This window comes from Arthrobacter sunyaminii, assembly GCF_018866305.1.
GTDB lineage: Bacteria > Actinomycetota > Actinomycetes > Actinomycetales > Micrococcaceae > Arthrobacter_B > Arthrobacter_B sunyaminii.
In genome coordinates, this window is record NZ_CP076456.1 from 3,359,494 (window position 1) to 3,385,610 (window position 26,117).

Genomic DNA, 26,117 nt, shown 5'->3' on the forward strand with positions numbered 1-26,117 from the left:
AGCCTCAGTATTTGGTCGAGTCGTCCAGCAGGGCCGCGATGGCGTCCAGTGTTTCGCTGTCCACCTCGGACAGAGTGCGGGTGGCAAATTCGCGAACCTTAGCCCGGCGCATCGCCGCCAGCAGCTCCAACTCACTCTGGATACGCTCTGGAACTTCGCCGTCGGCCTCCAGCAGGTAAGAAGGATTGATCTGGAAAAACTCGGCCAAGCCCGTGACCACCTCTACGGGCTGGCGGACCGTGGCATCCCCGGATTTCATGTGGTGCCAGCGGGTGCGTGAGAGCTTGATCCCCTTCTCGGCAAGGGCTGACTGAATGTCGTGGAATTCAAATGGCTTGCCCTCGGATGTCTGGACGACATCCAGCAGCAGGTCGATTTTGCGGGCGAGAATTTGGGATTCCCTCAGGTTGCGCTGGGCAGCGCTTTCAGCGGCCACGGTTATTTTGCCTCCGAAACTGGGTCGGTCAAGTCAACAGGTGTCTCCAGGTCCAGGCGCCGGCACCAGGCCTGGACGGATTCATTCCACAGTTGTGGAGCAGAGTTCCACTCCAGCGTGTGGTGGGCGCCGTCGAACTCCACGAATCCCACAGGCTGGCTTTGCCGGGAAACGAATGCCCGGGAAAGCTGTACTGGTACGGAGTGATCATCAGTACCGTGAAAAATCATAGTCGGGATACTTGGATGTTTCTGCATGTAGGTCGCAGGCATTTCGCGCCACCTGATGACGGGTTCTCCCCGGGGGCGAAGGAGATTGACGGTATGCGGCAGCCACCGGGCCAGGAACCCGGGACAGCCCGCACGCCGCAGCCGCACCGAAATGATCGCCGGCCAGTCCAGCGCCGGAGACACCAGCAGCACGCCTGCGGTGCTCGGCGCCGGGCACCGCCCGATGGTGCGGAGCACAATGGAAGCACCCAGCGACCAGCCCACAAACAGGATCCTCCGGGCTCCGTGATCCAGCGCGTAGCGTCTGGCCGCCTCGATGTCTTTCCATTCGGTGAGCCCCAGATGGCTGCGGCCCGGCGTTTGGCCGAGGTCCAGGGATGTGCGGTACGTGGGCAGCAGCGAGGTATAGCCGAGGTCTGCGAAGGCTGCCACGCCACGCAGGCACTGGCTTCGTGAACTGCCCAGCCCATGGACGTGGATGACCCACACACCGCTGCCTTGAGCCGGCGGGATGATCCATGCCGGAAGCCCGCCAATGGTTGCCTCCTCGGCGGCGAATCCGAAATCCGCCGGGGTATCGCCCAGGTGACCGCTGAGGCGGCCTTTGCCATCCCGGATTATTCGGCCGGGGTCACCGCTCTCCACCGTCCGCCGTACCGCGGTTCCGACGGCGGGCGGCCCCAGCACCACTAACCCGCCGCCCGAGGGCGCACGCATGCTGAGCCGCCCGGGATGGGCGGCAAATCCGTTCGGTTCAAAGTCAAGGTACTGCCGGTTCCCGATCCTCCCGTGTCCACGGACCGGCGCCAGCGTCCTGCCCGGGCCCGCATCCGTGACCTTTGCGCGGATCAGGGATCCGGCCAGCGCCGGCAGACAGGCGGCGGCCGCGACAGCCAGCACCGTGCGCACGGTTGGCCACGCCATCAGAGCGGCCTCCCCTGTTTCAGGCACAGCGCCTCTGCCTGGTTCACTACGCTTCTGTCCGCCGGTGACATCTGCTGCCCGCGGTTCTCAGAGAGGTCCATCCAGTCGTGGATTTCAATGACCAGGCGGTGAATGGTATCGGCGGTGTTCCGCGCGCGCTTCCGGTGCCCTTCGGTGACGGATTGGGCGGTGGTTCCCACCAGGCTGACGGCGGGTGTCTGAGCGACCGTGGAGAGCCACACTGCCCGGAGCCGCGGCTCCAGCACGCGGATCTGCCGCCGGACTCTGAGGTCGCTGAGGATCCGGCCAATCGGTGCCACCGCCAACCCAGCGGACAGCAGCACCACCGTCAGGGGATTGGACACGTCATACACGGTTCCGGCGGCACGCCTCAGTTCCTCGTTGCCGGTCACGTTTGCCATGTCCATAACAAGCACGGAGATGCAGAGAACAATGCCCGCAACACATCCCAGCGCAATAATCCGAAACCCCACGCGAAAGCGCTTGCGCCTCATATGCGGCACGTTCTTCAGGCAGGTGGCCAGGGTTCCCACCATGACCGCCAGTATGTACAGGTATTGAATCCCCGAGTAAAGGGCTGCCGCCGGCTGGCTTCCGTAATCCAGCATGAAGGAGAATGACGGGACAGGATCGTCGATCAAGGCAAAGCTCACCGCCATGATGACAACCGTGATAACTGCCGCGCGCCGCAGCCAGAGGGTTTCCCTGCCGCTTACCGTGTCACCGGCTCTGGCACCGTGGGCGATGGCCCGCGACAAATAATAGACACCAAAAATCAACAGGACGTTGGCGGCCAGATCCAGCCCGTTGGGCCAGGGCATTTTTTCTGCTGCCCAGAGATAGAGCCCGTCGATATTCGTGGTTAAGGACGCGGCGATGACTATTGAGGCTTTCAGCATTGTGTTATCCGGGCGGGTGCGCGCCCGGAGCGCCAGTGTCAGCACGAGCAGCCACATGAAAATCACGACAATCAGGTTACTCATTCGAAGTACGCCTCGTACCGGTAGATTTCATGGCTGGATTCCCGGATGGCTGCGGCCAGAAGATCGGCGAGATGTTCTGCCGCCGCTTCCAGATCAGAACGGAAGTCACCGCGGGCCAACGCTTTGGCCACCACCTCGCCCGAGAGTTCCTGGAAGACTTTGACCCCCTGCCATGAGGCCTCAACGCTTTCATCATGGCGGAGGACCATGTGCGAGAGTTCGTGGAGAATCAGCTGCTGGCGATGAAGAGTCCCCTTCGTCGCGGAGTGATAGACCACGTCCGCGTCCTCCCGTGGAATCCACAGCCCGCAGATTTTCTTACCCGTGAGCTTTTCGCTTTGAACAATGACGATGGGACGCCGGCGGATTGTCTCGACGTGCCGGATAAGGGATTCCAGTGTGACGCGTACAGGCAGCTGAAGTCGCTCGAACGCATCTTTTGCCGTTTGTCGAACGTCTTTATCCATGGGGTTCCTCATTTTTAGTGGGGCCTCACGCTAAAGTGTAGTTCGGAACATGTTCCAATCATGTATTATTGGGTCACCGGCCCGGTGCCGAGCATTGTGAAGATCGTTTTTTCGGAAGTTGGGGGACTTTCGGATCTTTCGCAGACATGCTCGGCCCAGGCCGGTTTTTCATTGCGGGGCCGCCGCCATACCCCGCACTTCACAAAGGCACTTATCCAGGCGAGGCTTCTCTTTCGCTGGTTACTTTTGTGCCACCCAGGCGGCGTAGCTGCCGTCCAGTTCGACGACGTCGTACCCGGCGCGGCGCAGGCCGCTGGCTGCCACGGAGTTCCGCACTCCGCTCTGGCAGTAGGTCACAATGGTGCCGCTCTCCGGAAGCTCATCCAGGTGCCACAGCACACGCCCGCCGCTGAGCTGGTACGAACCGGGAATGTGCCCGGCCGAGTGCTCGGTGCGGTTGCGGACGTCCAGCACCATGGCGGCGTCGAAATCCGGAAGTTCGGACGGCTGGATCAGCGGCGGAGTGAACGGCGGCAGACCGTCGATGCTGGTGACGTAACCGGCAACGTTGTCGATGCCCACGCGGACCAGGTGGTCCCACATTTCCTGCGCCTGCTCCTGACCCTCGGCCAGCAGCACCAGCGGGTTCTGGTCCTTTTCCGGATCCACGACCCAGGCACCGAAGCTGGCAACGGACTTGCCGGCGGGAATGTTGAGGGATCCGGCAACAGTGCCCTCATGGACACGGGCGTTAGAGCGGGTGTCCACGAAAATCGCACGGTCGGCGGCGAGATCACGGACGACGTCGTCCGGGGACAGTTCCTGCAGCGGCGCCCGCTCGCCCATGACTGCCGGGCCCTGCCGGTTTTCGCGCTTCATGCGGCCGAAGTAGGCGTGCGCGTCGGGCTGCCCGTCGAGCAGTTCGTTGATGAACCCCTGCTCGTCGTTGTTCTCGAGGTACGGGCCCCACCAGGCGTAGCGGCGTTCGTAGCCGACGGTGGAGGACGGGATGGCCCCCAGGGCCTTGCCGCAGGCGCTGCCGGCGCCGTGGCCCGGGTGCACCTGGACGTAGTCGGGCAGGGTCAGGAACTTGTCCCGCAGGCTGGCGAACAGCTGCTTGGCACCTGCAAAACGGGTGTCGACGCCGCCGGCGGCTTCGTCCAGCAGGTCCGGACGGCCGAGGTCGCCGGAGAAGATGAAATCGCCGGACAGCAGGTAGCCGGGTGAATCGCTGAACGCGCCGTCAGCGATCAGGAAGGACAGGTGCTCCGGGGTATGGCCGGGGGTGTGCAGAGCCTGGACGGTGATGTTGCCGAGCTTGACGGTATCCAGGTCATGCAGGCGTTCACCGTCGAAGTCATACTGCCAGTCGGGTCCGCCTTCACCGGAAACGTAGACGGTGGCACCGGTGGCCGCAGCCAGTTCCCGGGTTCCGGAGAGGAAGTCGGCGTGGATGTGGGTTTCGGTAACGGCCACGATTTTCATGCCGTTCGCGGCGGCGAGGTCCAGGTAGCCGGCAATGTCGCGGCGGGCGTCAACGACGATCGCCTCGCCCTTGGCCTGGCAGCCGATCAGGTAGCTGGCCTGGGCCAGGTCTTCATCATAAATGCGTTCGATAAGCATGGGGGTGCTCCTTCTGTTGTGAAGTGGAAGGTTTGTTGTCTGTGGAGCTAGGCCGGCAGGTGCCGGGACGCGTCGCCCCGGTGCCGGTTGGTTTTGCGCAGCGGGCAGGAAGGGATGAACAGCCAGCAGACGGCCGCCGCAGCCAGTGCAAGTGCCGCAACGCCCCCGGCGAGAATCAGCTGGAGATCCGCCGGTGCCTGCTGTATGAGCACGAAGGCGCCCATGACCAGGACAAACCAGCCAAAGCCCTTGCGGAGCGCGGTCTCGGGGATCCGGCCGGTGAGCTTGGCGCCGATCAGGCTGCCGACAATCGCAGCGGCCGTGACGGCCAGGACCAGGCTCCAGTCCAGCTGGACCGTGGTGAGGTAGCCGGCGAGTCCGGCGAAGGACTTCATGCTGATGACCACCAGGGAGGTACCCACGGCAATGGACATCGGCAGTCCGCCGAGCAGAGCCAGGGCGGGAACTACAAGGAATCCGCCGCCGGCACCCACCAGTCCGGTGACCAGGCCCACAATGAGGCCCTCGACCAGGATTTTTCCGAGCGGCATCCGGCGCGGAGCACCGTCACTGTCAGTGCCTGCCGCCTGTTTGTTCTTACGGCCGCGGATCATGGCGGCCGAGGTGGCGACCATCATCAAAGCGAAGGCAACCAGCAGAATCTCGCCGGGGATGAAGCCGCCCAGCAAGCCGCCGGCAAAGGCGCCAAGCATGCCGGCGGCACCGAAGATGAGGCCGGTGCGCCACATCACCCGGCCGCTGCGGGCATGGCTGATCACGCTGACCGCGGAGGTGACACCGACGACGAACAGCGATGCCGCAATGGCTTCCTTGGCGTCGAAACCGGCCACATAAACCAGGATCGGAACGGTCAGGATGGAGCCGCCGCCGCCGAGGACACCGAGCGAGAGCCCGATGAGAATGGACAGCGCCAGAACGAGGACCAGTGCCGGGGTCATGATGCGGCCGCGGTGTTCCCGGCTCCGCTCAGCGGCAGGCTGGCGAGGACGTCTTCAGGGGTGGGTTCAACGGCGGCCTTGTTCCACGGCATGACGGAAAGCGCCTTGCCCATGGCGCAGGTGTTGGTTGCCGCGGAGAAGGTCAGGCCGGCGCCAATGACGCCGGCCAGGGTCCGGACCTTGGGCGAAGCGAAGCGGCCGCCGGTCAGGCCGGCCAGCACGAGGGACCCGGCTGCCAGGCGCACCTGGCGCTCCAGGTCCCAGCGTTCCTTGCCGCGGACAACGTTGCCGCCGGCCGCCGCATAACCCGGTACGCCTCCGGTAAGGACGGTGGCGGCATCGACACCGGCTGCGCCGAGCCGCTGCCGTGCCTGCTCGGCACGGACACCCGACTGGCAGACCAGAACGACGCTGCCGCCGAGGCGTGTTGCCACGGAATCAGCGTGGTCCTTGAGCAGCGGAAGGGGCACATTGACGGAACCGGCAATGTGCAGGGACTCGAATTCAGCTGCGGAGCGGACGTCCAGCACGATCAGGTCCGGGCGCTCACGCTGCCAGGCCTGCAGGGTCTGCGCATCGAGTGCAGTGACGGCCGATGCGGGGGTAGGCGAGCCGGGAGATGAGGGTGTTGCGGAAGCCATGGGGTCCTCTCAGGACGGGGAAGATGAATACCCCACCGAGTATTACTTATACCCCCGGGGGTAGTCAAAACACCCACCGGGGTATAAGCTGGGACCTCACCTAACTTCGGAGACACTCCATGGAACTTGATGCAACAGAGCTCACCCCGGTCATCAACCGGCTCAAGCGTGCGCAGGGCCAGCTGAGCGCTGTCACCCGCATGCTGGAGGAAGGCCGCGACTGCAAGGACGTTGTCACGCAGCTGGCCGCCGTCTCCAAGGCGCTGGACCGGGCCGGCTTCCTCATCATTGCCACCGGGCTGCAGCAGTGCCTGACCCAGGAAGACAACGCCATGGACAAGAAGGAACTGGAACAGCTCTTCCTGTCCCTGGCCTAACTCCGCCCTCCCCTCTGACTCAACGGCTGCCCTTTTTGCCGCGTCCCTTGTGCCCGGGCCGTCCGGGGTTGGCATCCTCGCGGTACACCTGCACCACGGCCGGCCGGGGCGCCCGGACTTCCCCGGCAGCCGGCACGGCGCCATCGGGCACGTAGTCCGGAAAGAAGGACGTGTGCGCGCCGTAGCTGCCGTCCTCCCCCGGATGCTGCACGGCAACGAACACCATGGATTCCTCGTCATGGATCACCGGTCCGCAGGTCTCTCCGTCACGGGGCACGGAAAGGAACTGCTCCACCTTGCCGCGGTCGCGTCCGGCAAGCGCCACTTTGAACAGTCCGTCGTTATAGCCGATTCCGGACGGAGCGCCGTCGGTGGAAATCCACAGGTTGCCGGCGGAATCAAAGGCCAGGTTGTCCGGGCAGGAAATGGGGCTGACCAACTCCCGCGGATAACCGCTGAAGTAGGTGGCATCCCCCTGCGCCGGATCCCCGCAGAGCATCAGCAGATTCCAGCGGAAGCTGGTGGCCGTGGCGTCGTCGCGGTCCTCGATGATTTCCACAATGTGCCCGTCACGGTTTTCCCGCCGGGGATTCACTTCATCGGCAGCTGCGCTGGCGCCGACGCCGCGGTTGGAGTTGTTGGTGCAGGCCACATAGACCCGCCCCGTGGCCAGGCTCGGCTCCACGTCCTCGCAGCGGTCCATCTTGGTCGCCCCGGCCTTGTCCGCAGCGAGGCGGGTGTAGACCAGCACCTCCGCCACGCTCATGCCCGGGATGGCCGATTTGCCGCGCACCACCAGCGGAAGCCAGGTGCCCCGTCCGTCGAATCCGCCGTCAGCGGGAACAGCCCCGGTACCGTCGATTTCAGCCGCGGGCGAGTTGCCGGCAAACCGGGCAACGTACAGGTCCCCCTCGGCCAGGAGCGTCATGTTGTGCCGCTTGTCGTTCTTGCGGTACTTGTTCTTCGAGACAAACTTATAGAGGTAGTCGAAGCGCTCATCGTCCCCCGAATACGCCACGGCCTTGCCGTTGCGGGCGATGATGACGTTGGCACCCTCATGTTTGAACCGGCCCAGACTGGTGTGCTTGCGCGGCACCGACTCCGGGTCCTCGGGGTCAAGCTCCACGATGTAACCGAACCGGTTCGGCTCGTTGCGGGTTTCCGGGGTGCGCGCATCGAAGCGCGGGTCCTCCTGCTCCCAGCCCATGGCCGTCGCGGCGCTGTCCAAGCCATACCGCTTGTCCTCGGCGCTGGTGCCGTCGGCGCGGAAGAAGCCGTTGAAGTTCTCCTCGCCGGAGAGCACCGTTCCCCACGGAGTGCTGCCGCCGGCACAGTTGCCAAGCGTCCCGAGCACAAACCGCCCCTCCGGATCGGCTGCCGTTTTGAGCAGCTCCGTTCCGGCTGCCGGTCCCGTGAGTTCAAAGACGGTGTCCAGGGTGATGCGGCGGTTGAGCCGGGCGCCGCGGACATAATTCCAGGGTGTGCCCCGGGAACTGCGTTCCAGTTCCACCACCGACATGCCGACGGCGTTGCGGAAGATGGCGCGCCGCTCGGCTTCCTCGGCGGCGGAGGCCGGGGCAGCCGGGAACATGATCTCCGGGTTTACATACTCATGGTTGCAGACGAGCAGTCCCTTCTTGCCGTTGGGCTGGCGAAGGATCTCCAAATAGTCGTTGTTGTAGCCGAACTGGCGGGCCTGCGCGGCCGCGTTCTGGTCACGGAAATTGAACTCGGGGGAATCGGCGAACAGTGGATCTCCCCAGCGCAGCAGCGGTTCCCACTCGTATCCAGCCGGGACGTCAAAGCTGTCCACTGCCGCGTCCACGGGTGCGATGGGGGCGAAACCCAGGGATTTCCGCGGACCTCGTCCGCCGCCCGGCCCGGCCGGTGCCGCCGTCGCCGGAGCTGCACCGCCGAGGGCCAGCACGGCGGCTCCCAGAGCACCGGCTGCTCCGACCCCCAAGGCTGTGCGCCGTGAAAACTCTGCCGACACGATGTCCCGGAAATAGTGGTTGGCGGAAGTGTTGCAGACTGCTTTGCTGCAGGCGTTGTCGCACTTCAGCGCGCAGGTGACAGCACTGCGCTTGCCGCGGGTATGCCCGAGCATGGGCAATAGCCGTCTCTTCGGGGCGGCGCCGGCAAGACTTGACTCGGCGTTCACGGCGGGCTCAGAAGCGGACGGCACAAAATTGGACAGGTCGGTCAAGGGTCGGGCCTTTCTCCGGCGGATGTGTCGCTGCCCACGTTGGCAGTGAAAAGCGACGCGCAGGAGGCTGCCGGTTGAACGCCGGGTTAACAACTCCAGCAGGTGCCCTACCGTGCGGCTGCGACCAGGGACCGGACTTCGGGGGCCACTTCCTCGCCGTAACGCTGCAGGTCCCGGGCATTGTCGCTGGCCAGTAGGAATCCGGAGATGCCGTATTCCAAGGCGATGTCCGCGAGTTCCCGCGCCCACTGGGCGGCCGGGCCCTGCAGCAATCCGCCGCCGGTGGTTTCGAGGGAACCGCTGATGTTCAGCAGCCGCTGTACCGCTGCCGGATCACGCCCGGCGGCGACCGCAGCGTCGTCAATCCGCGAGTTCATCGCTGCCAAATCGGCGGGACCGCCGCGGAGATAGCTGAGCGTGGGCACCCATCCGTCAGCCGTTTCCCCGGTGAGCCGGAGCATGCGGGGTTTGTAGGCACCCAGCCAGATGCCGACGTCGTGCGCCGGAGCGGGCCCGCGCTTGGCGCCGTGGACCTGGTGGACCGATCCGTCCACCCGCAGCGGCGTGCGGTCACCTACAGCCCAGACACCGCGGATGATCCGGATCGCCTCCGCCAGCGCGGTGACTGCCTCACCCGGTTCCAGCCGCTGCCCGCCCACAGCCTCGATCGCGTCCCAGAAGGCGCCGGCACCCAGTCCGAGTTCGAACCGTCCGCCGCTGAGCAGGTCCAGGCTGGCCGCGCTGCGCGCCACGATCACCGGCTGGCGCAGCGGCAGATTCAGGACATTGGTGGCGAGGGTGATCTGCTCAGTTCTGGCAGCCGCGTAAGACAGCAGTGTCCAGGTGTCCAGGAACCGCGGCTGATAGGGATGATCCTGGAAGGTGGCCAGGTCCAGCCCGGCCCGTTCCGCCGTGACGGTCAGCTCCACCGCCTGCTGCGGCGGTGAGGCCGCAGGCGTGAGGAATGCTCCGAAGAGCAGGTTCCGGCCATAGTCGGGCATGGGGCGCTCCTAGTCGTTCAGCCTAGGGCCTCGGTCCCAGCCTGAGGGCACAGACTTTTGGAAGACCGCTAGAGGAAGAGTTTGAACCCCACATGCGACGGAGTAAAGCCCAGACGCTCGTAGAACCGGTGGGCGGCACCGCGCGCCCTGTCGCTCGTGAGCTGAACCATCGAGGCGCCGCGCCGCCGCCCTTCTTCGACCGCCCAGGCCATCATCGCCGAGCCCAGTCCGTTGCCGCGCAGCCCGGCATCCACCCGCACCGCCTCCACGAGCAACCGGGTGGCACCGGCACGAGCCAGCCCGGGGATAACAGTCAACTGCATGGTGCCGACAACCTTGTCCTGCTGGTTTGCCGCAACCACCAGCAGCTGGGCGGGGTCGGCGTCAATCCGCCGGAAGGCCTCAACGTATGCTCCGTGGCGCTCCGGTTCCGCGGAATCCTCACCCTGCCGCAGCTCATCTGCGGCCAGCAGTTCAACGATCGGCCCGACGTCGGCGGCATCTGCCCGGCGCAGGCGGTAGCTCTGCTCGGACAGGGTAAAGGTGGCCAGCGTCATGGGTTGATCCTTGCACGTTGCCTTCAGCCAACGGATCCGGCGGACCCTACTGCCGGGTGGCGCGGATTGCGTCGGCGATGGTCGTTCCCGGATGCTGCGCCCGGTACTCCTTCACCCGTGCCGGGTCGGCATCGCCGCCGCTGTTGTCCGTTCCCAGCCGGCCAACAATGCCCGGGGCAACAGCCCCCAGAAGCAGTGCCAGAGCCACCAGGCCGAGCCCCAAAAGAAGGTTGTCCGCAAAGATCCACACGGCCAGCCCGGCAGCCGCCATCAGAACCGTCAGTGCCGGAAGTACGTACTTCATGCTGTCCTGTCCCCTCTCATCAGCTGTCCATAAACCCGTTCCAGCCGGTCCAGCCACCACTGCCGGCGCTCCGGCGCCGCCGCGTAGCACTCCAGCAATTCCCCAGACACCGCCACGTTCCGCACTGCCAGGGCGCCGCCGTCGGGCAGCAGGGGTTCCTCGGCGACATCCCCCGCCATCAGCGACAGGGTGCCCAGCCCGCAGGCATACGGCAGTTCGGGCAGCGAGGCCGCCAGCGCGACGCCGGCCCTGATTCCCACCGAGGTGTCCAGGGCAGAGCTGACGACGGCGGGAAGCCCGGCCGCGGCCACAATCTCCAGGGCGCGGCGGACTCCGCCGAGCGGAGCCACCTTCACCACGATCAGGTCCGCAGCGTCTTCCCGTGCCACGCGCAGCGGATCGGTTTCCTTGCGGACGCTCTCGTCGGCGGCAATCAGCACCGGGATGTCGCGGCGTGCCAGTTCCTGCCGCACCTCCCGCAGCCCGGCAATGTCCGGGACCGGCTGCTCGGCGTATTCCAGTCCCGCTTCGGCCAGCGCTCCCAGGGCGGCGACGGCGGTGGGCACGTCCCAGCCGCCGTTGGCATCCACGCGTATGCCTGCGTTGGGCAGCAGCCGCCGGACTTCTGCCACCCGGGCCAGATCCTCGGCCACGGACTGGCCCCGCTCGGCTACTTTAACCTTCACGGCACCTACCGCTCCAAACCGGGCGAGGACTCCTTCAACCCGGTCCACGGCCACCGCCGGCACGGTTCCATTGACCGGAACGGAGGTCCGTACCGGTTTCGGATACCCCTCCCCCGCTGCTTCCAGGGCGGCCGCGAGCCAGGGCGCGGCCTCGGCGTCGCCGTATTCGGGAAACGGGGAGAATTCACCCCAGCCGGCCGGGCCGGGAATCAGGAGGGCCTCACGGTGCAGGATCCCGCGGAAACGGACGCGCATGGGAATCGAGACGACGCGGGCTCCGGTGAGCAGGACGGACAGGTCCGGCCGGGACCCGGAAGCGGAGGAAAAGTCAGGGGTAGCCACTCAGCCAGCCTAGCCCGGGATCGGTTCGGCACGGCATGACGGCGCTCACGGCGGCCATTCAGCCAAGTGCCAAGATCCAGTGGCAGACTAGGAGGCAATGAATACCCGCGATCTCCTGAACCGCCGCGCTCCGACTCGGCGCCCGCCTGCCTCCAATGCAGCCCTGTTCCTGTTCGGGGCACTGCTGTGTGCGGCTGCAGTGGCACTGACGTACTGGGGTTTTGTCCGAACCACCACCGGCCAGCTGGCCGATGAATCCGCCTGGCGTGAGGCTGAAGTGGCGATGCCCGGAACAAAGCTGCCGGTGCTGGAGTTCCTGGACAATCTGCCGCTGCTGTCCGTCTTCATTGCGGGGGCCGTGGTGCTGGTGATGACCGTACGACGACGGCGGCTGGCACCGGCGGTGATTGCGCTGGCAACTTTTGCTGCGGCGAACATCAGCAGCCAGCTGCTTAAGCGGCTCTTCTTTGACCGCCCGGACCGGGGCGTCATCACGCTGGACTTCAACTCGCTGCCGTCAGGCCACACCACGCTGGCTGCCTCGGCGGCCGCCGTCGTGTTCCTGCTGGCCTCCCCCCGCTGGCGTCCGGCTGTTGCCCTGGCGGGCGGAAGCTACGCGGTGCTCGCGGGGGCGTCCACCTTCGTTAACCTGTGGCACCGGCCGGCCGACGTCGTGGCGTCCTTCCTGGTGGTGGCTACGTGGACACTAATTGGCGGGCTGGTCATGCTGCGTACCACCCCGGAGTGGAATTACTGGCCGCCCGGCGGCCGGGGCCGCGGTTCAGTTCCGGTGCTGGCCGCGATGTGCTGGATCCCCGGGCTGCTGTCGCTGCTGATCAGCGTGGGCGCCTACCTGTACGCCATCAGCGGCACCACGGTGCTGGGCAGCAGCGAGTCCATGCTGTTGTATTTCTGGTCCGGTCTGGGCCTGATCGTTGGTGTGGGTTACGTGCTCAGCGCGCTGGCCTGCTGGGTCTTCTCTATGCAGGCGGGAGACCCGGCCCGCTGACCTGTCCGCGCGCCTGGCCCTTGGGCTGGCCGTAGCCGGGACGGCCTTTAGGCACCCATTTCCACAGTGCGGCCGCTCCCAGCAGGCCCAGGACGGCGGTGGCACCGATGCCTGCTGACAGTGACACCAGCGCCGTCACCGCCGAGAGGAGCGCTGGCCCGGCCATGGTGCCGGTGTCCGCCAGCAGCCGCCAGATGCCCAGGAACTGCGGGCGGCCGGGCGAGGGCGAGAAATCCGCACCCAGGGTCATCACGATGCCGGAACCGATCCCGTTGCCGAAACCCAGGACCAGGGCCACCAGCAGCAGGCCGGTCCGGTCGGTGGCGAACGGCATCAGCGCCAGTCCCGCAGCCATGGTCAGCATGCACGGCACAGCCACCCAGCGCCGCCCCCACAGGTCCATGGCTTTGCCCGCGGGATAGAAGATCAGCATGTCGATGGCACCGGACAACCCGTAAATCAGGGCGGTCTGAGTGGGGTCCAATCCGATGTGCTGGGCCCAGAGCGGAATGACTGCCTGCCGGGAGGCTCGCACGGCCGCGATCAGGAGGATGCCCAGGCCCAGTGTGCGGAACACCCTGCCGTGGCTGCCGAGGACGGAGCGAACGGTAGGCGCGGGAACAGCCGGTTCGCCGGCGCTGCGGCGCCCTCTGCCGGCGGAGCCTGGACCGGGGGCTCGTCCCGGGCCCGCCGGGATGGGCACCCGCAGTTCAGGGACCCGCAGGCTGATAATCGCTGCCAACAGGGCGGCGGCGGCACCCACCCAGTAGGCTCCGGAGATTCCGGCGAAATGGATGACGCCGGCGGCGGCAAAGGGGCCGGCAAAGACACCAATCCGGTTTACCCCGCCCAGGGTGGACAGTGCCCGGGCCCTGTAATACAGCGGTACGGCTTCGGTAAGGTAGCTCTGCCGTGCCAGGCCAAAGACCGAGCCCGCCATCCCCACCATGAACACGGCCAGGGCAAAGATCCACAGCACCGGTGCCAGAGCTGCCGTGGCCATCGCTGCCGAACACCACAGTGCAGCGATCACCAGCGCCCATTTTTCGCCGAACCGGGTGGTAAGCACCGTGGCCGGCACGTTGGTGAGCAAAGAACCGATGCCCGTCAGGGTGATCACCAGAGCAGCCAGGGCCACGGTGGCTCCAAGGTCCCGCGCTGTCAGCGCGATCACCGGCAGGATGGCCCCGGTGGCCAGGCCGTACAGGAGCGTGGGCCCAAACGCGGGAATGGCTATGGATTTGAGGCTAAAGGATTCTGCGGGCACCGGTTCAGGGTACGCCCTTATTGCTTAAGCCACTTCCAGCGTGCCAGGGTCCGCAGCCGCATCAGCAGGGCCCGGGACTGCTCCGGCCCGTACGGCAGAATAGGGATGGCCTTGGTCATATCGGTGGAGGCCTGGTCCATGGCGCTGCGGGTGACGGCAACGGCGGTGCGCATCTTGTTCATCTGCGTAGTCACGAAGTCCACGGCCACCGGTTTGCCGTGGCCCGGCACGAAGACCGAATACAGGTCCTCCAGCGCGGTCATCTTGCCCAGCGTGCGGATCCACTCCTTGGGAAAGGAGTCCTCAAAGGACGGATCCGCGCCCTCTTCCACCAGGTCTCCGGTGAACAGGACATCGCCGGCGCCGACGAGCAGGTCATGGTCGGTGTGGCCCCGGCCTAGATGGAAGAGCGTCACGGAGATGCCGCCCAGATCCAGGTCCACCGGGGAACCGTCCACCAGGCGGTTGGGTGCCAGAATCTCCGTGTGCACGCCCTCCCCGGCGGCCATCTCGGCTTCCACGCCGGCGACGGCGGGGCGCTGGGAATCGCCCTGCTCGCGGATGGCTTCGGCGCAGCGGCTGGTGGCCCAGATGTCCTGGACGCCGTTCGCCGCCAAGACAGCGTTGCCGAAGAAATGATCAAAGTGCGCGTGGGTGTTCACGGCGATCAGCGGCAGATCGGTGCGCTCACGCACTGCCGTCAGGATGGCGCAGCCCTGCCGGGGACCGGCACCGGTGTCGATGATCAGCGCCTGCTCATCCCCGATGACCAGACCGGTGTTCATGCCGAAGCCGGGATTGCGAAGCACCAGCACCCGCGGCGCCACCTCCAGCCACTGCTCGGTTTCCTGGCCGGTTGCGTGGGTCATGGGTCCGTCCTTTGTGGGGTCCGTAAGCTGCCCGGAGCCTCGGGTGCACCGGCGGTGAATTTCTTGTTCCAACTTCTGGTTCCAAGGTATCGCGGCCGCGGCGGCCGGACCACGACTGTCCGCAAATGTTGCGGCGCGGGTCCGGCCGGGTTCGCGGTGCCCCTGGTCCGTCAGAGGTCCGCGAGGACGCTGCCCGGGTTCTCGATGGCATCAGCCACATAGCGCAGGAAGCCGCCGGCGGTCCCGCCGTCGCAGATCCGGTGGTCGAAGACCAGGGTCAGCTCGGTCATTTTCCGTACGGCCAGTTCGCCGTCCACAACCCACGGCTTGTCGATGATCCGGCCGATCCCAAGGATGGCCGACTCCGGATAGTTGATGATCGCGGCGCTGCCGTCCACACCGAACACCCCGTAGTTGTTCAGCGTGAAGGTGCCCGACGTCAGCTCGACAGGCGTGGCCTTGCCATCGCGTGCCGACGCTGTGAGCCGGCGGATTTCCGCGTCCAGGCCGCGGGCGTTCATGGTGTCGGCACGGCGGATGGAAGGAACAACCAGGCCGCGGTCGGTCTGCGCTGCGAAGCCCAGGTTGACGCCGTCGTAGGCTGTGATGCTTGCACCGCCGTCGGCGTCCTCGGATGCCGGATCAAACCGGGCATTGAGTTCGGGGAACTTCGCCAGCCCGGCCAGCACAAAGCGGGCGAGGAACGCCATCAGGCCGGGGGTGTTATCCGGGTGCCGGCGCTTGAGGTCCGCGCGCAGTTCCAGCAGAGCGGTGGCGTCCACATCCACCCAGACCGTGGCCTCGGGAATGCTGGCCCGGCTGGCGGTGAGGTTCGCGGCAACCGTTTTGCGCAGTCCCTTGACCGGTGTCCGCGATGCGACGGCCAAGCCGGTGCGCGGGTCGCTGCCGGCAGGGGCCGCCTGAGTTGCCGAGGTTGCGGGGGCTGCGGCGGGTTCGGCCTTTTCGGATGACCCTGCCCCGGACAGAGCTGCTTCCACGTCGCTGCGCAGGATCAGTCCGTTGGCGCCGGAGCCTGCCAGATCAGCCAGCCGGACACCGTTCTCGCGGGCCAGCTTGCGGACCAGCGGCGAGATGCACCTCGGAGCCTCGGCCGGGAGGTCCGGGACTATTGCCAGCACCGGTGCCGGAAGGGCTGATGAAACCGGAGCTGCACCCGGTCCAGCAGCTGCGGTACGCGGGCGGCGGGTCCGGCGTGCCACGGCGTGCCCGCCGGGGGTGCCGTAACCAATCAGCACGTTGCCCGAACCGGCCTTTTCTTCCTGCCGGTACGCTTCGCCGTCGGGGTCGCTGCGTCCCGGTGCCGGCGCGGATCCGACGGCGGCGCTTTCGAGGGAACTTGTCCCGGTGCCGGCCGCTGCCACAGAGATCAGGGGACGCCCGACGTCGAGCGTCTGCCCTGCTTCGCCGTGCAGCTGCGCCACGGTGCCGGCAAACGGGGAGGGAACCTCAACCAAAGACTTGGCGGTTTCCACCTCGGCCACCGGCTGGTCCACGCGGATCTCATCGCCCACCGCCACCAGCCAGGTCACCAGTTCGGCTTCAGTCAGGCCTTCGCCCAGATCCGGGAGCAGGAAGGTGCGCGTGCTCATCGGTCCTCCCACTGCAGTTCGTCAACGGTGTCCAGGATCCGGTCCACGCTGGGCAGGAACCAGTGCTCGAGCTTGGGTGCCGGATAGGGAATGTCGAACCCGGTGACGCGCAGCACCGGCGCGGCCAGGGAATGGAAGCAGCGTTCCTGCACGCGGGCCACGATTTCCGAAGCCACGGAGGCGAATCCGGGTGCTTCCGAGATGACCACGGCGCGGCCGGTGCGGCGAACCGAGGCGGTGACGGTTTCATCGTCGAACGGCACGATGGAGCGCAGGTCGATCACTTCCAGGGACCGGCCCTCTTCCGCTGCGGCTTCGGCGGCAGCCATGGCCGTGGCCACTGACGGTCCGTAGGCAATCAGGGTGGCGTCGGAGCCGGAGCGGGCCACTGCGGCGGTGCCGATGCCGCCGGAAAGCCGGGTGCCGTCCTCGGACACATCTTCGGCGTCGAAGCGGCTGCGCAGTGCGGCGAGGTCCACATCCTCCTTGGTCCAGTAAAGCTTCTTGGGTTCCAGGAAAACCACGGGATCGTTCAGCCGAATGGCTTCGCGGAGCAGCGTGTAGGCGTCGGCAACCGTGGCGGGCGCCACGACGGTCAGTCCCGGAGTGTGTGCGTAATAGGACTCGGAGGAGTCGCAGTGGTGCTCCACTCCCCCGATGCCGCCGGCGTAGGGAATGCGGATCACCATTGGCAGGCGGACCTTGCCGCGGGTGCGGTTGGCGGTCTTGGCCACGTGGCTGACCACCTGTTCAAACGCCGGGTACGCGAAGGCGTCGAACTGCATCTCCACTACGGGACGCATGCCGTTCATGGCCATGCCCACGGCCATGCCCATGATGCCGGATTCGGCCAGCGGGGTGTCGAAGCAGCGCTCTTCACCAAAACGGGCGGTCAGCCCGTCGGTGATGCGGAAGACGCCGCCCAGCGGGCCCACGTCCTCGCCGAACATGATGACGGCGGAATTGGCCGCCATTTCATCGGCCAGTGCGGTGTTCAGTGCCTTGGCGAAGGTGAGGGACTCAGGGGCGGCCGGGCCCGGCGCGGCCGGCGCTTCGAGTGTTTCAGGGACTTCGAGGGTTTCGGTAACGGTCATCGTGGCTGCCTTTCAGGCCTGGCGCGAGAGTTCGTCGCGCAGCAGGTTTGCCTGCTCAATGAGCTGCGGCGTGCGTCGGGTGTAGACGTGGTTGAACAGTTCCTGCGGATCCGGTTCCACATCGGTGTTCAAGCCGTCGCGCATGGCGGCGGCAATGTCCTCGGCATCTGCTGCGAAGCCGGCTTCGGCGGCGTCGTCCAGCAGGTTGAGGCCGCGCAGATAGGTGCGCATGCGGGCGATGGGATCCCGCGGCACCCACTTCTGAACGTCCTCCTCCGTGCGGTAGCGGGTGGCGTCGTCCGCGTTGGTGTGGGCCTGCATGCGGTAGGTGTGCGCTTCAACCAGTGACGGCCCGTGTCCCTCACGCGCCCGGTCCACGGCGGCGCCGAGGACCGAGAGCAGGGCCGCCAGGTCGTTGCCGTCCACCCGTTCGCCGGGCATGCCGTAACCGATGGCCTTGTGCGCCAGGGACGGCGCCACCGACTGGCTCGCCAGCGGCACCGAGATGGCGTACTCGTTGTTCTGCACAAAGAACACCACGGGCACGTGGAACACGGCGGCGAAGTTCAGGGCCTCGTGGAAGTCGCCCTCGCTGGTGGCACCGTCTCCGCACATGGCCAGCACCACGGTGTCTTCGCCCTTGAGCTTGGCGGCGTGGGCCACGCCGACGGCGTGCAGCAGCTGGGTTGCCAGGGGCGTGGCCTGCGGAGCGGTGTTGTGCTCGTAGGGGTCGTAGCCCGAATGCCAGTCACCGCGCAGCAGCGTCAGGACCTGCAGCGGTTCCACGCCCCGGGAAATCACCGCCACTGTGTCGCGGTAGGTGGGAAAAAGCCAGTCGTTTTTGTCGAGAACGACGGCGGCGGCCACTTGGCACGCCTCCTGGCCGTGGGAGGAAGGATAGACCGCCAGCCGGCCCTGCCTCACGAGCGCGTTGGCCTGGTCGTTGATGCGCCGGCCCGCGATCAACCGGGCGTAGGCACTGCGGAGGGAATCGCCGTCGGGCAGCGGATAGCGGTCATCGTGGCGGTGGACGCCGTCCGGGTCCACCAGCTGCACCGGTGAGTCCGAGGGCAGCAGGTCCGAGCTGCCGGCGGTGCCGAATCGGCGTGCGTCCCTGCGGGGATCGTCCATGGCTCCGGGGGGCGGATTGCCCGTTGAGATAGTCATTTTGCCTCCGTCAGCTGCCCTTCCACCGCCTCTTCGCCGTGGATGTTCTGTTACCCAAGTATGCTGACGAACCCTTATTCGTATCCAGAGAGCAGCGAAAACGTGGATGGATGCGACGCTGGCGGCTATGCTGGTGGACGAAATGTAAATTGTGAGCTGGATTACCCCGGAGAGTGTGGACACTATGGCACGGGACATCACCGAGCAACCGGCCCCGAAACTGGATGACATCGACCGATCCATCCTCGCTGAGCTCACGGGCAACGGCAGGGCGTCCGTCACGGCCGTGGCCGAGGCCGTGCACATTTCCCGCGCCCACGCGTATTCCCGGATTGCCAAGCTGACGGAAACAGGGGTGCTCAGCCGGTTCACCGCCGTCGTTGATCCGGTGAAAGCAGGGTTGCGTTCGTCCGCCTATGTGACATTGAAGGTGCGTCAGCACTCGTGGCGGGAACTGCGTGAGCAGCTGCGCGCCATTCCCGAAATCCATCACATTGCACTGGTGGGCGGCTCCTTCGACGTGATCCTGCTGGTCCGCGCCGAAGACAACGTGCATCTGCGCCAGGTCATCTTCGACCAGCTTCAATCAATGCCGGGCATCCTGGATACGCAGACGTTCCTGGTGTTTGAGGATCTGGACGCCAGGTAAGGGCCGGGCCTGGACCCGGCACCCCGCGGCCCCCAAGACAGCAAAAGACCCTGACGACGCAAGCGGCCCGCCAACCGGAAGTCCGGTGGCGGGCCGCTGTGCGCAGTACCGGGGCGGATTAATCTTCGTCGTGCCCCTGATCCATGCTCATCTGATCCTCGGCGGGAGGGGTCTCTCCCGGGGGAACGCCGCCGCCGGGCTCCAGCCCGGTGACGTTCCCTGCCGCGGGGTCCGGGTTGGCAAACTTACCCTTTTCCGTGCTGGTGTCGGCGTTGCCGCCACCCTCCCGGCTGGAGTCCTGCAGTTTCTTGCCGGCATCCTTGGGCTTGTCGGGATTGCCCGGGTCATTATTCGGATCGTAGCTGTCCGTCATCTGTGCCTCCGTCTCTCCGTGGCTGCTGGTGCTTCCGGGGTGGCCCGGACAATAATCAGCATGCTGATCATTAGTTTCCAACGTAGTCTCTGGCGCCCCGGAGAAACAACCCGGCCCGGTTTAGGCCCGGACGCGGCGGTTGCTCAGCCCGGATGCTCAGCCGAAGAGCGCTTCCCCCACGAAACCGCCTTCCCTGGCACCCGGCGGAACGGCGAACACCGCCGAACCAATCGGCGTTGTCCATTCGTTGAGCAGGTCCAGTTTGTCCAGGCGTTCCTGGATCGGCAGGAACTGGGCACTCACGTCTGCCTGGAAGGAGACAAAAACCTGCCCCGCATTGGAGACCGGACCGCCGGGCTCCGGTGCGTCGTCGTAGTTGTACGAACGCCGCAGGATCCGTTGCCGCGGATTGTCCGGCCGCGCCCGGCGCATATGGGAGTAATCGGGAATCACCGGGAAACCGAGCGCCGTGACGGCCTCAAAGTCGGGAGCGTCGTGCTCGGCGGAACCGGTAAGGGGCGCACCGTTGGCCAGGGTGCGCCCTACGGACTCCTCGCGGCCGTGCCGGTCCAGTTCATCCCAGGTGTCCAGGTTCATGGCGATCCGCCGGATGACCATGGAGGTGCCGCCGTCCAGCCACGCCGGGATTTCCGCGTCGCCCCAGACCACCCGATCAAATTCGGCCGTTCCGGGAACAGGGTTGGCCGAGCCGTCCACCTGGCCAAACAGGTTCCGCATGGTGGTGCCGGTTTGTTCGCTGCCGTAGGCACGGCGGAATCCGGATTGGATCCAGCGCACGGCGGCAAACGCCCGGCTGTCCTTCAACAGCATCCGCTGGGCGTGGGCCACGGTCAGCGGATCATCGGCGCAGATCTGCAGCAGCAGGTCTCCGCCGTTCCAGCGCTCCTGCAGGGCGTCAATGCCGAAGCCGGGCAGCGGAGCCAGCCACGGCGGTGCCAGGTGCGGGGCAACAGCCTTGACCAGGCCCGGGCCAAATCCAAAGGTCACGCTCAGCCGGGCGGGACGAACCGCCAGCTCCGCTTCCGTGTCCGCCAGGGCAGGCTGGCCCTGTGTCAGGGCCGCGGCGTCGTCACTGAGCAGGCGGAGCCAGGACCGGATCCGGTCGCGGCTCACGTCGGTGCCCAGGTCCAGTGCGACGAACGATGCGTGCGTCTGCGGCTCGGTGGCGATCCCCGCCTGGTGCCTCCCATAGAAGGGGACCGTCTGGGCCCCATTGGCTCCGCCCTCGTCCAGCCCGGTGCGGACCAGATCCGGCTCGGAGCTGGAACTGTTTCCTGCCCATTGAGCGCCGGCCGCCGCGACCGCGCCCAGTCCGGCGGCCGCTCCCCCGAACAGCAGACGCCGACGGCCGACGCCCTGGGGCTTTTCCTGGCTCATCAGTGGCCCGTGGAGGGTTCTTCGCTGCTGTGTCCGGCACCGTGCCCCGCACCATGGGCAGCATCATTTTCGGAAGACGCATCATCCGATTCGTAGTTTTCGTTGGCGCCGGCAAAGTCCTTGGCCGTGGCTTCCATCTCCAGGGTGCTGCCGTCTCCAAGTTCCAGGGTGATGGCCAGCGTCTCGCCGGCCAACAGGTCATCGGTGAGGCCCATGAGCATGAGGTGGTTGGCGCCGGGTTCGAGGACGTATTCCCCGCCCGCAGGGACAACGAAGCCGCCCTCGATTTCCTGCATTGCCATGGCACCGTCGGCGCCGGCTGCCGTCTCGTGCAGTTCCACCGCGGCAGCGGCAGGTGACGTCGCGGACACCACCGTGATGTCTTCCGCTCCGGAGTTTTCCAGGGTGCCAAAGGCGCCGGTCATGTCGCCGGCGCTTTTGGCCTTGGCCCAGGCTCCGGTCATGGCCAGGTGCTGGGATTGCTCGGCGGCTTCAGAAGAGGCGGCTTCAGAAGAGGAGCCGGTGGCCGGGGTATCGGCGGCGCAGCCGGCAAGCCCAGCGGCGGAGAGTGCAAGGACGGCAGCTGCGAGGGAGAGTTTCTTCATTTGGGGTACTCCGAAAGGTTTGGTGCGCGGGCGCGCTCATGGGCCCGGGCGAAAAGTCGCTAAAGGTACGCAGCCCGACGGTTGCGTTGAAGTAGCCGCGCGCGGGGTTTGAGGCGCGGCGCACGGCAGTTTGCCGGTTAGGAGCCGGCTCCGCGGCGGCGCTTCTTCAGCTGCGCAACAACAGCCCAGACGGCGAGGGCAATGATGGCTCCCACGGCCGCACCGCCAAGGGCCCAGGGCACGTGCGATGCCACGGATTCCTCCGTTGCTGCGGGGTCGGAAGACTCAGCGGTCGGCTCCGCCGTGGCGGATGCTGCTGCTGATTCCGTAGGGGTACCGGCCGGAGCGTTCGTCTCCGCGGCGTCCGAACCCGGTGCATCAACGGTGAAGCTGAACGTTCCGGTGATGGGGTGTCCGTCGCTGGAAACCGCGCGCCAGTTAACTTGGTAGGCGCCGTTTTCGAGCGCGGGCAGTGCCTGAACCAGGGTTTCACGGTTCAGCACGGGGTCGGACTCGACCAGGTTGGTTCCGGCTGCGTCCGCGACGATCACCTTGTTGCCGATGTCCATCAGCTCGGAACTGAAGACCAGCTCGAGCTCTGCCGGAGCTTCTTCCAGGACGGTGCCGTCCGCCGGTGTGGAGGAAACAAGTTCGTCATGGGCCAGTGCTGCCGGTGCGGCTGTCAGTGCTGCTCCGAACCCTGCAAGCAGCAGGGCGCCCAGCAGGAACGCGCGGAAGGCGAGCAGGCGGCGGGAAACAGCACTGCGGGAGCGAGGGGTGGAATTGAACTGGTGGGCAAAGGGTGTTGAGGAGAGAGAGGGCATGACTGCTTTCTGCGCCGGCCCGTTACCGACGGCTGCTGGGAGTAAGGCTCCGCGCGGAGGTGCGCGGGTCTAGACGAACACAGCAGCGGCCGGCGGGCCCCGGTGTCTCATCACCAGCAGCGGAACACCGAGGTTCCCCAGCGGGTCAGCAGGGATCAGGCTGGAGAGCTTGGGAATCCGCGGTCCCAGCGGCAGCGGGAGGATCAGCGGCAGGATGGCCGTGATGGACAGACGCATGGTTGCCACGAGCTGGAGCAGGGCAGCTTCCCCTTTGCGGATGAGCAGTACTGTTGCTGCGGCGGCGATCAGGTGGCCGAGCCACATCGCGGCCGAAGAATGCCCCGCCGCGCTCACGGATACAGCCGTTCCGGGGTCAGCAAACTGCGCGGCCAGTGCTGCCGGTTCCACATGCCCGGCGTGCCCCGCGTGGCTCACTGCGCTCAGACCGGCGGCGGAGGGACCGGAGGTCAGCCCCGCTCCCCCGACTGTAAAGAGCAGATGGAAGATTCCCTGGCTGGCCAGCACTGCTCCGGCTGTACGCGGCAGGGAAAGAGTCCGTCCGGCAAGGGCACAGGAGACCATCGCGGACAGCGCCAAGGCGAACAGCACGATGAACGGGTTGGGGATGACCCCGCCGGCAAGGACGTGGGAGGCAGCAGCAACGGCCGTGGCCGACAAGGCTGCGGCCCAGCCGCGCACCAGGCGTGCGGTGCGCGTGCTCATGTTCCCTCCCGGAGACGGTTCGGACCGGGTGAGCGGGTGCTCGGTCCGGCTGCTGACATTCTCCCCGGATTTCTACGGGTTGTCGAATACGTTTCCGGGCGGACCGTACGATTCATCGTGCAGATAACGGGGTCAAAACCCGTTCCCCTGAATCCTTCGAACAGATAATGGGGTCCTGAGGACCGTTTAGGCCCGTTATCTGTTCCAGCGATGAATCAAAGTCCCGTGGCTACCCCTGGAAAACCGGCTTGCGCTTGTCGATGAACGCGGAAAATCCTTCGGCATAGTCCTTGGTCCGGCAGAGCTCGCCCTGGGCGGTGTTCTCGGCCTCCATGGCGGTCCACAACCCCACCCGGGAATCGCGGATCTGTGCCACCAGGGACTTCGACGCCCGGAACGCTCCGGTTGCGCCGCTGGCCACACGCTCCACGATGGCCCGGGTGGAGTCGAGCAGCTCATCGGCCGGGAAGGCACGGCTGAACAGCCCGGCGGCCACGGCTTCGGCACCGCTCATCAGATCCGCCGTGTAGATCAGGTCCAGGGTCCGGTGCGCGCCGAGGCGTTCGGTGAACAGCCAGTGTCCGCCGGAATCCAAGGTTGCGCCCAGATTGGCGAACGGCGAGCCAATCTTCGCGTCCTCCGCCACGTAGACAACATCCGTGGCCACGAGCAGACCGAGTCCGACGCCGAGGCAGGCACCCTGCGCCGCAGCGAAGGTGGGAGCCGGAAAGGCTGCCATTTTCTTCAGCAGCGGAGTCACTAGGTCGCCCAGATAGGCGTAAGCGTCGTCGTTCGCGGGGTCGACGGCGGAAATGTCGCGTCCGGCGCAGAACGCCCGGCCTTCCCCGCGCAGCAGCAGCGCCCGCACCCCGGCGGCTTCGGCGTCGTCGTAGGCCCGGGACAATTCAGCCAGCGCCTCCTCATTCAGGGCATTGAGCTTCTTCGGTGCATTGAGGACTATTTCGGCGATGCCGCCGGTGACGCTCAGTTCAATCAAGAGGTGCTCCGTTCCTTCGAATACTAAGCGTCGTAATCGACGGTGACGTCTGGGCTGGTGGGGCGGCTCTGGCAGGTCAGGATGTAGCCCTTTGCCAGTTCATCCGGTTCCAGGGCATAGTTTTCGTCCATTTCCACAGTGCCGGTGACAACTTTGGCGCGGCACGTGCCGCAGACGCCGCCGGCGCAGGCGAACGGAACATCCGGACGGACGCGCAGCGCGGCGTTGAGGATGGATTCACGGGCGTGGGTGGGGCTGGCCACTTTGCCCTGCAGCCCGTCCAGGCGGAATGTGATCGAGTAGTTGTCTCCGCCGGGTTCGACGGCGACGGGACGGCCCGCGGACCCTTCCGGCTTGCCGGGCTGGCCGGTGCTGAACAGCTCGAACCGGACCTTCTCCGCGTCAACCCCGCGCTCGGCCAGGGCGTCCCGGCACATCTGCACCAGCTCGAAGGGTCCGCAGAGGAACCACTCGTCCACCTGCTGCGTCGGCAGCACCGAGTCGATCAGCACGGACAGCTTCTCGGCGTCGATCCGCCCGGACAGCAGGGGCGAGATCCGCTGTTCGCGGGACAGCACATGATGCAGGGCAAACCGTGCGGGGTAGCGGTCCTTCAGGTCCGCCAACTCCTCCAGGAACATGACGTCCATAGCCGCCTTGTTCGCGTAGACGAGGTCAAAGCGGGTGCTCTCGGACGCGGCCAGCACCGTGCGGGCAATGGCAATCACCGGGGTGATGCCCGATCCGGCGGCCACCGCCACAAAAACGTTCTCGCCGGTGACGTCCAGGTCTTCGGGGTGGTTCAGGCCGTTCATCGGATGCTTGGAAATGAAACCGCCGGCCGGACTCATGACATCCAGCACGTCCCCGGCTTTGAGGGATTCATTGGCCCAGGTGGAGAACCGGCCGCCCAGGTCACGCTTGATCGCCACCCGGATTTCCCCGGGCCGGGGCTCGGCGCAGATGGAATAGCTGCGGCGGACTTCGGTGCCGTCCATGGTGGTGCGCAGGGCAACATACTGCCCGGGCAGGTAGTCATACGATCCGGTGAGGGCCTCGGGCACCGCGAAGGTCACTTCGATGGCATCCTCGGTGAGCCGGCGCACCTCGGTGACCGTGAGGGGATGAAAGGTGGTTCGGCGGGAGGGCGCGGGGCCCGGCGACGGCACCGCTGCGTCCGCAGCGGAGGGCGCGGACAGTGCGGAGGGCGCCTGCGCGGGAACGGATGTAGTCATGGGTTAGAGCACCTTGAAATAGTCGAAGGGTTCACGGCAGTCTTGGCAGACATAAAGCGCCTTGCAGGAGGTGGAGCCGAAACGGGTCAGTTCACGGGTGTTGAGGGAAGAACACTGCGGGCACTTCACGCTCAGGCCCAGCCGGATCGGGCCAGCCACGGCTTTGCCCGTGGGCGGGGCAATGCCGTAGGCATTCAGCTTGGCCTTCCCAGCCTCGCTCATCCAGTCCGTGGTCCAGGCCGGGGCGAGCACCAGGTCCACGCGGACGTGGTCATAGCCGGCGGCGTTCAGCGCCGCCGTCACGTCCTGGCGGATGGCGTCCATGGCCGGACAGCCGGAGTAGGTGGGCGTGATGGTGACCGTGACAGTGTCCGGTGCGGTCGGTTCAACCGCCCGCAGCACACCGAGGTCCTCGATGGTGAGCACCGGAATCTCCGGGTCGCAGACAGTCGCGGCAATGTCCCAGGCGCGGGCGGCCGCCGGATCGGAGGGACGGAGCGTTTCGGCGCCGACGGCGGTGGCACCTTCAGTCTCAGTCAT

At 66.3% G+C, this 26,117-nt stretch carries 27 protein-coding genes and 1 pseudogene; 3 read left to right on the plus strand and 25 right to left on the minus strand.

Annotation, left to right across the window (positions count from 1 at the left end; genetic code table 11):
- Positions 1-4: 4 nt before the first annotated feature.
- The 7 genes and pseudogenes from KG104_RS15190 to KG104_RS15220 form a co-directional block, all read right to left on the minus strand.
- Entirely contained in the window at positions 5-436 is a 432-nt protein-coding gene (locus KG104_RS15190) for a hypothetical protein (RefSeq protein ID WP_104101778.1), read from the minus strand.
- A gap of 2 nt (positions 437-438) precedes the next feature.
- On the minus strand, positions 439-1,590 hold the full coding sequence (locus tag KG104_RS15195) for an alpha/beta hydrolase (RefSeq protein ID WP_207347805.1): 1,152 nt from the start codon (positions 1,588-1,590) through the stop codon (positions 439-441).
- The gene (locus tag KG104_RS15200; RefSeq protein ID WP_207347804.1) at positions 1,590-2,594 is read right to left on the minus strand and encodes a hypothetical protein; all 1,005 of its coding nucleotides are present in this window, start codon (positions 2,592-2,594) and stop codon (positions 1,590-1,592) included. The genes KG104_RS15195 and KG104_RS15200 overlap by 1 nt, the downstream gene beginning before the upstream one ends.
- Positions 2,591-3,061 (minus strand): hypothetical protein, encoded by a 471-nt coding sequence (locus KG104_RS15205; protein ID WP_207347803.1) that lies wholly within the window; start codon positions 3,059-3,061, stop codon positions 2,591-2,593. Before KG104_RS15205 ends, KG104_RS15200 begins: the two co-directional genes overlap by 4 nt.
- Positions 3,062-3,301: 240 nt before the next feature.
- Positions 3,302-4,684, minus strand: coding sequence for a rhodanese-like domain-containing protein (locus KG104_RS15210; RefSeq protein ID WP_207347802.1), 1,383 nt, complete (start codon positions 4,682-4,684; stop codon positions 3,302-3,304).
- Positions 4,685-4,738: 54 nt separating this feature from the next.
- Positions 4,739-5,643: pseudogene (locus KG104_RS15215) on the minus strand (sulfite exporter TauE/SafE family protein); the annotation flags it as partial.
- Positions 5,640-6,284 (minus strand): rhodanese-like domain-containing protein, encoded by a 645-nt coding sequence (locus KG104_RS15220; protein ID WP_104160341.1) that lies wholly within the window; start codon positions 6,282-6,284, stop codon positions 5,640-5,642. The gene KG104_RS15220 and the pseudogene KG104_RS15215, both read right to left, overlap by 4 nt.
- A gap of 119 nt (positions 6,285-6,403) precedes the next feature.
- Here KG104_RS15220 and KG104_RS15225 point away from each other — a divergent pair, with 119 nt between their 5' ends.
- Complete coding sequence (locus tag KG104_RS15225; protein ID WP_104053005.1) at positions 6,404-6,661, plus strand: metal-sensitive transcriptional regulator; 258 nt, start codon at positions 6,404-6,406, stop codon at positions 6,659-6,661.
- 19 nt (positions 6,662-6,680) lie between these two features.
- On the opposite strand, the gene KG104_RS15230 is transcribed toward KG104_RS15225, so the two are convergent.
- From KG104_RS15230 to KG104_RS15250, 5 genes are all read right to left on the minus strand, one after another.
- Positions 6,681-8,768 (minus strand): PhoX family protein, encoded by a 2,088-nt coding sequence (locus KG104_RS15230; protein WP_207347800.1) that lies wholly within the window; start codon positions 8,766-8,768, stop codon positions 6,681-6,683.
- A 206-nt stretch (positions 8,769-8,974) separates the two neighbouring features.
- Positions 8,975-9,868, minus strand: a complete 894-nt coding sequence (locus KG104_RS15235) for an LLM class flavin-dependent oxidoreductase (RefSeq protein ID WP_207347799.1) — start codon at positions 9,866-9,868, stop codon at positions 8,975-8,977.
- A gap of 68 nt (positions 9,869-9,936) precedes the next feature.
- Positions 9,937-10,425 (minus strand): GNAT family N-acetyltransferase, encoded by a 489-nt coding sequence (locus KG104_RS15240; protein WP_207347798.1) that lies wholly within the window; start codon positions 10,423-10,425, stop codon positions 9,937-9,939.
- A 46-nt stretch (positions 10,426-10,471) separates the two neighbouring features.
- A complete protein-coding gene (locus KG104_RS15245) occupies positions 10,472-10,729 on the minus strand; it encodes a hypothetical protein (protein ID WP_207347797.1) in 258 nt (85 codons plus the stop codon).
- On the minus strand, positions 10,726-11,670 hold the full coding sequence (locus KG104_RS15250) for an o-succinylbenzoate synthase (RefSeq protein ID WP_237687118.1): 945 nt from the start codon (positions 11,668-11,670) through the stop codon (positions 10,726-10,728). The genes KG104_RS15245 and KG104_RS15250 overlap by 4 nt, the downstream gene beginning before the upstream one ends.
- A gap of 184 nt (positions 11,671-11,854) precedes the next feature.
- On the opposite strand from KG104_RS15250, the gene KG104_RS15255 reads away from it, so the two are divergent.
- The gene (locus KG104_RS15255) at positions 11,855-12,766 is read left to right on the plus strand and encodes a phosphatase PAP2 family protein (RefSeq protein ID WP_104053010.1); all 912 of its coding nucleotides are present in this window, start codon (positions 11,855-11,857) and stop codon (positions 12,764-12,766) included.
- Here KG104_RS15255 and KG104_RS15260 read toward each other — a convergent pair.
- From KG104_RS15260 to pdhA, 5 genes are all read right to left on the minus strand, one after another.
- A complete protein-coding gene (locus KG104_RS15260) occupies positions 12,738-14,033 on the minus strand; it encodes an MFS transporter (RefSeq protein ID WP_207347796.1) in 1,296 nt (431 codons plus the stop codon). The genes KG104_RS15255 and KG104_RS15260 overlap by 29 nt on opposite strands.
- 17 nt (positions 14,034-14,050) lie before the next feature.
- Positions 14,051-14,902, minus strand: a complete 852-nt coding sequence (locus KG104_RS15265) for an MBL fold metallo-hydrolase (RefSeq protein ID WP_104053012.1) — start codon at positions 14,900-14,902, stop codon at positions 14,051-14,053.
- A 170-nt stretch (positions 14,903-15,072) separates the two neighbouring features.
- Complete coding sequence (locus tag KG104_RS15270; RefSeq protein ID WP_207347795.1) at positions 15,073-16,512, minus strand: dihydrolipoamide acetyltransferase family protein; 1,440 nt, start codon at positions 16,510-16,512, stop codon at positions 15,073-15,075.
- Positions 16,509-17,606, minus strand: coding sequence for an alpha-ketoacid dehydrogenase subunit beta (locus tag KG104_RS15275; RefSeq protein ID WP_104053014.1), 1,098 nt, complete (start codon positions 17,604-17,606; stop codon positions 16,509-16,511). The genes KG104_RS15270 and KG104_RS15275 overlap by 4 nt, the downstream gene beginning before the upstream one ends.
- Positions 17,607-17,618: 12 nt before the next feature.
- The gene (pdhA, locus tag KG104_RS15280; protein WP_207347794.1) at positions 17,619-18,773 is read right to left on the minus strand and encodes a pyruvate dehydrogenase (acetyl-transferring) E1 component subunit alpha; all 1,155 of its coding nucleotides are present in this window, start codon (positions 18,771-18,773) and stop codon (positions 17,619-17,621) included.
- 184 nt (positions 18,774-18,957) lie between these two features.
- On the opposite strand from pdhA, the gene KG104_RS15285 reads away from it, so the two are divergent.
- Positions 18,958-19,422 carry an Lrp/AsnC family transcriptional regulator gene (locus KG104_RS15285; protein WP_104053016.1) on the plus strand — a complete coding sequence of 155 codons (465 nt, stop codon included), beginning with the start codon at positions 18,958-18,960 and terminating at the stop codon, positions 19,420-19,422.
- Between the two features lie 118 nt (positions 19,423-19,540).
- Here the strand turns inward: KG104_RS15285 and KG104_RS15290 are convergent, their stop codons facing one another.
- The 8 genes from KG104_RS15290 to paaD all read right to left on the minus strand — a co-directional run bounded on the left by KG104_RS15290 (position 19,541) and on the right by paaD (position 26,117).
- On the minus strand, positions 19,541-19,795 hold the full coding sequence (locus KG104_RS15290) for a DUF6480 family protein (protein WP_104053017.1): 255 nt from the start codon (positions 19,793-19,795) through the stop codon (positions 19,541-19,543).
- A 156-nt stretch (positions 19,796-19,951) separates the two neighbouring features.
- Positions 19,952-21,193 (minus strand): Dyp-type peroxidase, encoded by a 1,242-nt coding sequence (locus KG104_RS15295; RefSeq protein WP_207347793.1) that lies wholly within the window; start codon positions 21,191-21,193, stop codon positions 19,952-19,954.
- Positions 21,193-21,798, minus strand: coding sequence for a copper chaperone PCu(A)C (locus KG104_RS15300; protein WP_207347792.1), 606 nt, complete (start codon positions 21,796-21,798; stop codon positions 21,193-21,195). Before KG104_RS15300 ends, KG104_RS15295 begins: the two co-directional genes overlap by 1 nt.
- A 137-nt stretch (positions 21,799-21,935) precedes the next feature.
- Positions 21,936-22,622, minus strand: coding sequence for a copper resistance CopC family protein (locus tag KG104_RS15305; protein WP_207347791.1), 687 nt, complete (start codon positions 22,620-22,622; stop codon positions 21,936-21,938).
- Positions 22,623-22,691: 69 nt separating this feature from the next.
- Complete coding sequence (locus KG104_RS15310; RefSeq protein WP_207347790.1) at positions 22,692-23,345, minus strand: hypothetical protein; 654 nt, start codon at positions 23,343-23,345, stop codon at positions 22,692-22,694.
- Positions 23,346-23,574: 229 nt separating this feature from the next.
- Positions 23,575-24,342 carry an enoyl-CoA hydratase/isomerase family protein gene (locus KG104_RS15315; RefSeq protein ID WP_104160325.1) on the minus strand — a complete coding sequence of 256 codons (768 nt, stop codon included), beginning with the start codon at positions 24,340-24,342 and terminating at the stop codon, positions 23,575-23,577.
- Positions 24,343-24,365: 23 nt separating this feature from the next.
- The gene (paaE, locus tag KG104_RS15320) at positions 24,366-25,577 is read right to left on the minus strand and encodes a 1,2-phenylacetyl-CoA epoxidase subunit PaaE (RefSeq protein ID WP_207347789.1); all 1,212 of its coding nucleotides are present in this window, start codon (positions 25,575-25,577) and stop codon (positions 24,366-24,368) included.
- A gap of 3 nt (positions 25,578-25,580) precedes the next feature.
- Positions 25,581-26,117 carry a 1,2-phenylacetyl-CoA epoxidase subunit PaaD gene (paaD, locus tag KG104_RS15325; protein ID WP_207347788.1) on the minus strand — a complete coding sequence of 179 codons (537 nt, stop codon included), beginning with the start codon at positions 26,115-26,117 and terminating at the stop codon, positions 25,581-25,583.

Bases quoted from the DNA above. Each gene is read 5' to 3' on its own strand.
- KG104_RS15310 (WP_207347790.1), bottom strand. From the start codon at position 23,345: ATGAGCACGCGCACCGCACGCCTGGTGCGCGGCTGGGCCGCAGCCTTG.
- KG104_RS15270 (WP_207347795.1), bottom strand. From the start codon at position 16,512: ATGAGCACGCGCACCTTCCTGCTCCCGGATCTGGGCGAAGGCCTGACT.
- KG104_RS15220 (WP_104160341.1), bottom strand. From the start codon at position 6,284: ATGGCTTCCGCAACACCCTCATCTCCCGGCTCGCCTACCCCCGCATCG.
- KG104_RS15245 (WP_207347797.1), bottom strand. From the start codon at position 10,729: ATGAAGTACGTACTTCCGGCACTGACGGTTCTGATGGCGGCTGCCGGG.
- KG104_RS15200 (WP_207347804.1), bottom strand. From the start codon at position 2,594: ATGAGTAACCTGATTGTCGTGATTTTCATGTGGCTGCTCGTGCTGACA.
- KG104_RS15250 (WP_237687118.1), bottom strand. From the start codon at position 11,670: ATGCGCGTCCGTTTCCGCGGGATCCTGCACCGTGAGGCCCTCCTGATT.
- paaD (WP_207347788.1), bottom strand. From the start codon at position 26,117: ATGACTGAGACTGAAGGTGCCACCGCCGTCGGCGCCGAAACGCTCCGT.
- KG104_RS15285 (WP_104053016.1), top strand. From the start codon at position 18,958: ATGGCACGGGACATCACCGAGCAACCGGCCCCGAAACTGGATGACATC.
- paaE (WP_207347789.1), bottom strand. From the start codon at position 25,577: ATGACTACATCCGTTCCCGCGCAGGCGCCCTCCGCACTGTCCGCGCCC.
- KG104_RS15230 (WP_207347800.1), bottom strand. From the start codon at position 8,768: ATGCTCGGGCATACCCGCGGCAAGCGCAGTGCTGTCACCTGCGCGCTG.
- KG104_RS15275 (WP_104053014.1), bottom strand. From the start codon at position 17,606: ATGACCGTTACCGAAACCCTCGAAGTCCCTGAAACACTCGAAGCGCCG.
- KG104_RS15235 (WP_207347799.1), bottom strand. From the start codon at position 9,868: ATGCCCGACTATGGCCGGAACCTGCTCTTCGGAGCATTCCTCACGCCT.
- KG104_RS15305 (WP_207347791.1), bottom strand. From the start codon at position 22,622: ATGCCCTCTCTCTCCTCAACACCCTTTGCCCACCAGTTCAATTCCACC.
- KG104_RS15295 (WP_207347793.1), bottom strand. From the start codon at position 21,193: ATGAGCCAGGAAAAGCCCCAGGGCGTCGGCCGTCGGCGTCTGCTGTTC.
- KG104_RS15195 (WP_207347805.1), bottom strand. From the start codon at position 1,590: ATGGCGTGGCCAACCGTGCGCACGGTGCTGGCTGTCGCGGCCGCCGCC.
- KG104_RS15225 (WP_104053005.1), top strand. From the start codon at position 6,404: ATGGAACTTGATGCAACAGAGCTCACCCCGGTCATCAACCGGCTCAAG.
- KG104_RS15290 (WP_104053017.1), bottom strand. From the start codon at position 19,795: ATGACGGACAGCTACGATCCGAATAATGACCCGGGCAATCCCGACAAG.
- KG104_RS15240 (WP_207347798.1), bottom strand. From the start codon at position 10,425: ATGACGCTGGCCACCTTTACCCTGTCCGAGCAGAGCTACCGCCTGCGC.
- pdhA (WP_207347794.1), bottom strand. From the start codon at position 18,773: ATGACTATCTCAACGGGCAATCCGCCCCCCGGAGCCATGGACGATCCC.
- KG104_RS15300 (WP_207347792.1), bottom strand. From the start codon at position 21,798: ATGAAGAAACTCTCCCTCGCAGCTGCCGTCCTTGCACTCTCCGCCGCT.
- KG104_RS15210 (WP_207347802.1), bottom strand. From the start codon at position 4,684: ATGCTTATCGAACGCATTTATGATGAAGACCTGGCCCAGGCCAGCTAC.
- KG104_RS15265 (WP_104053012.1), bottom strand. From the start codon at position 14,902: ATGACCCACGCAACCGGCCAGGAAACCGAGCAGTGGCTGGAGGTGGCG.
- KG104_RS15205 (WP_207347803.1), bottom strand. From the start codon at position 3,061: ATGGATAAAGACGTTCGACAAACGGCAAAAGATGCGTTCGAGCGACTT.
- KG104_RS15255 (WP_104053010.1), top strand. From the start codon at position 11,855: ATGAATACCCGCGATCTCCTGAACCGCCGCGCTCCGACTCGGCGCCCG.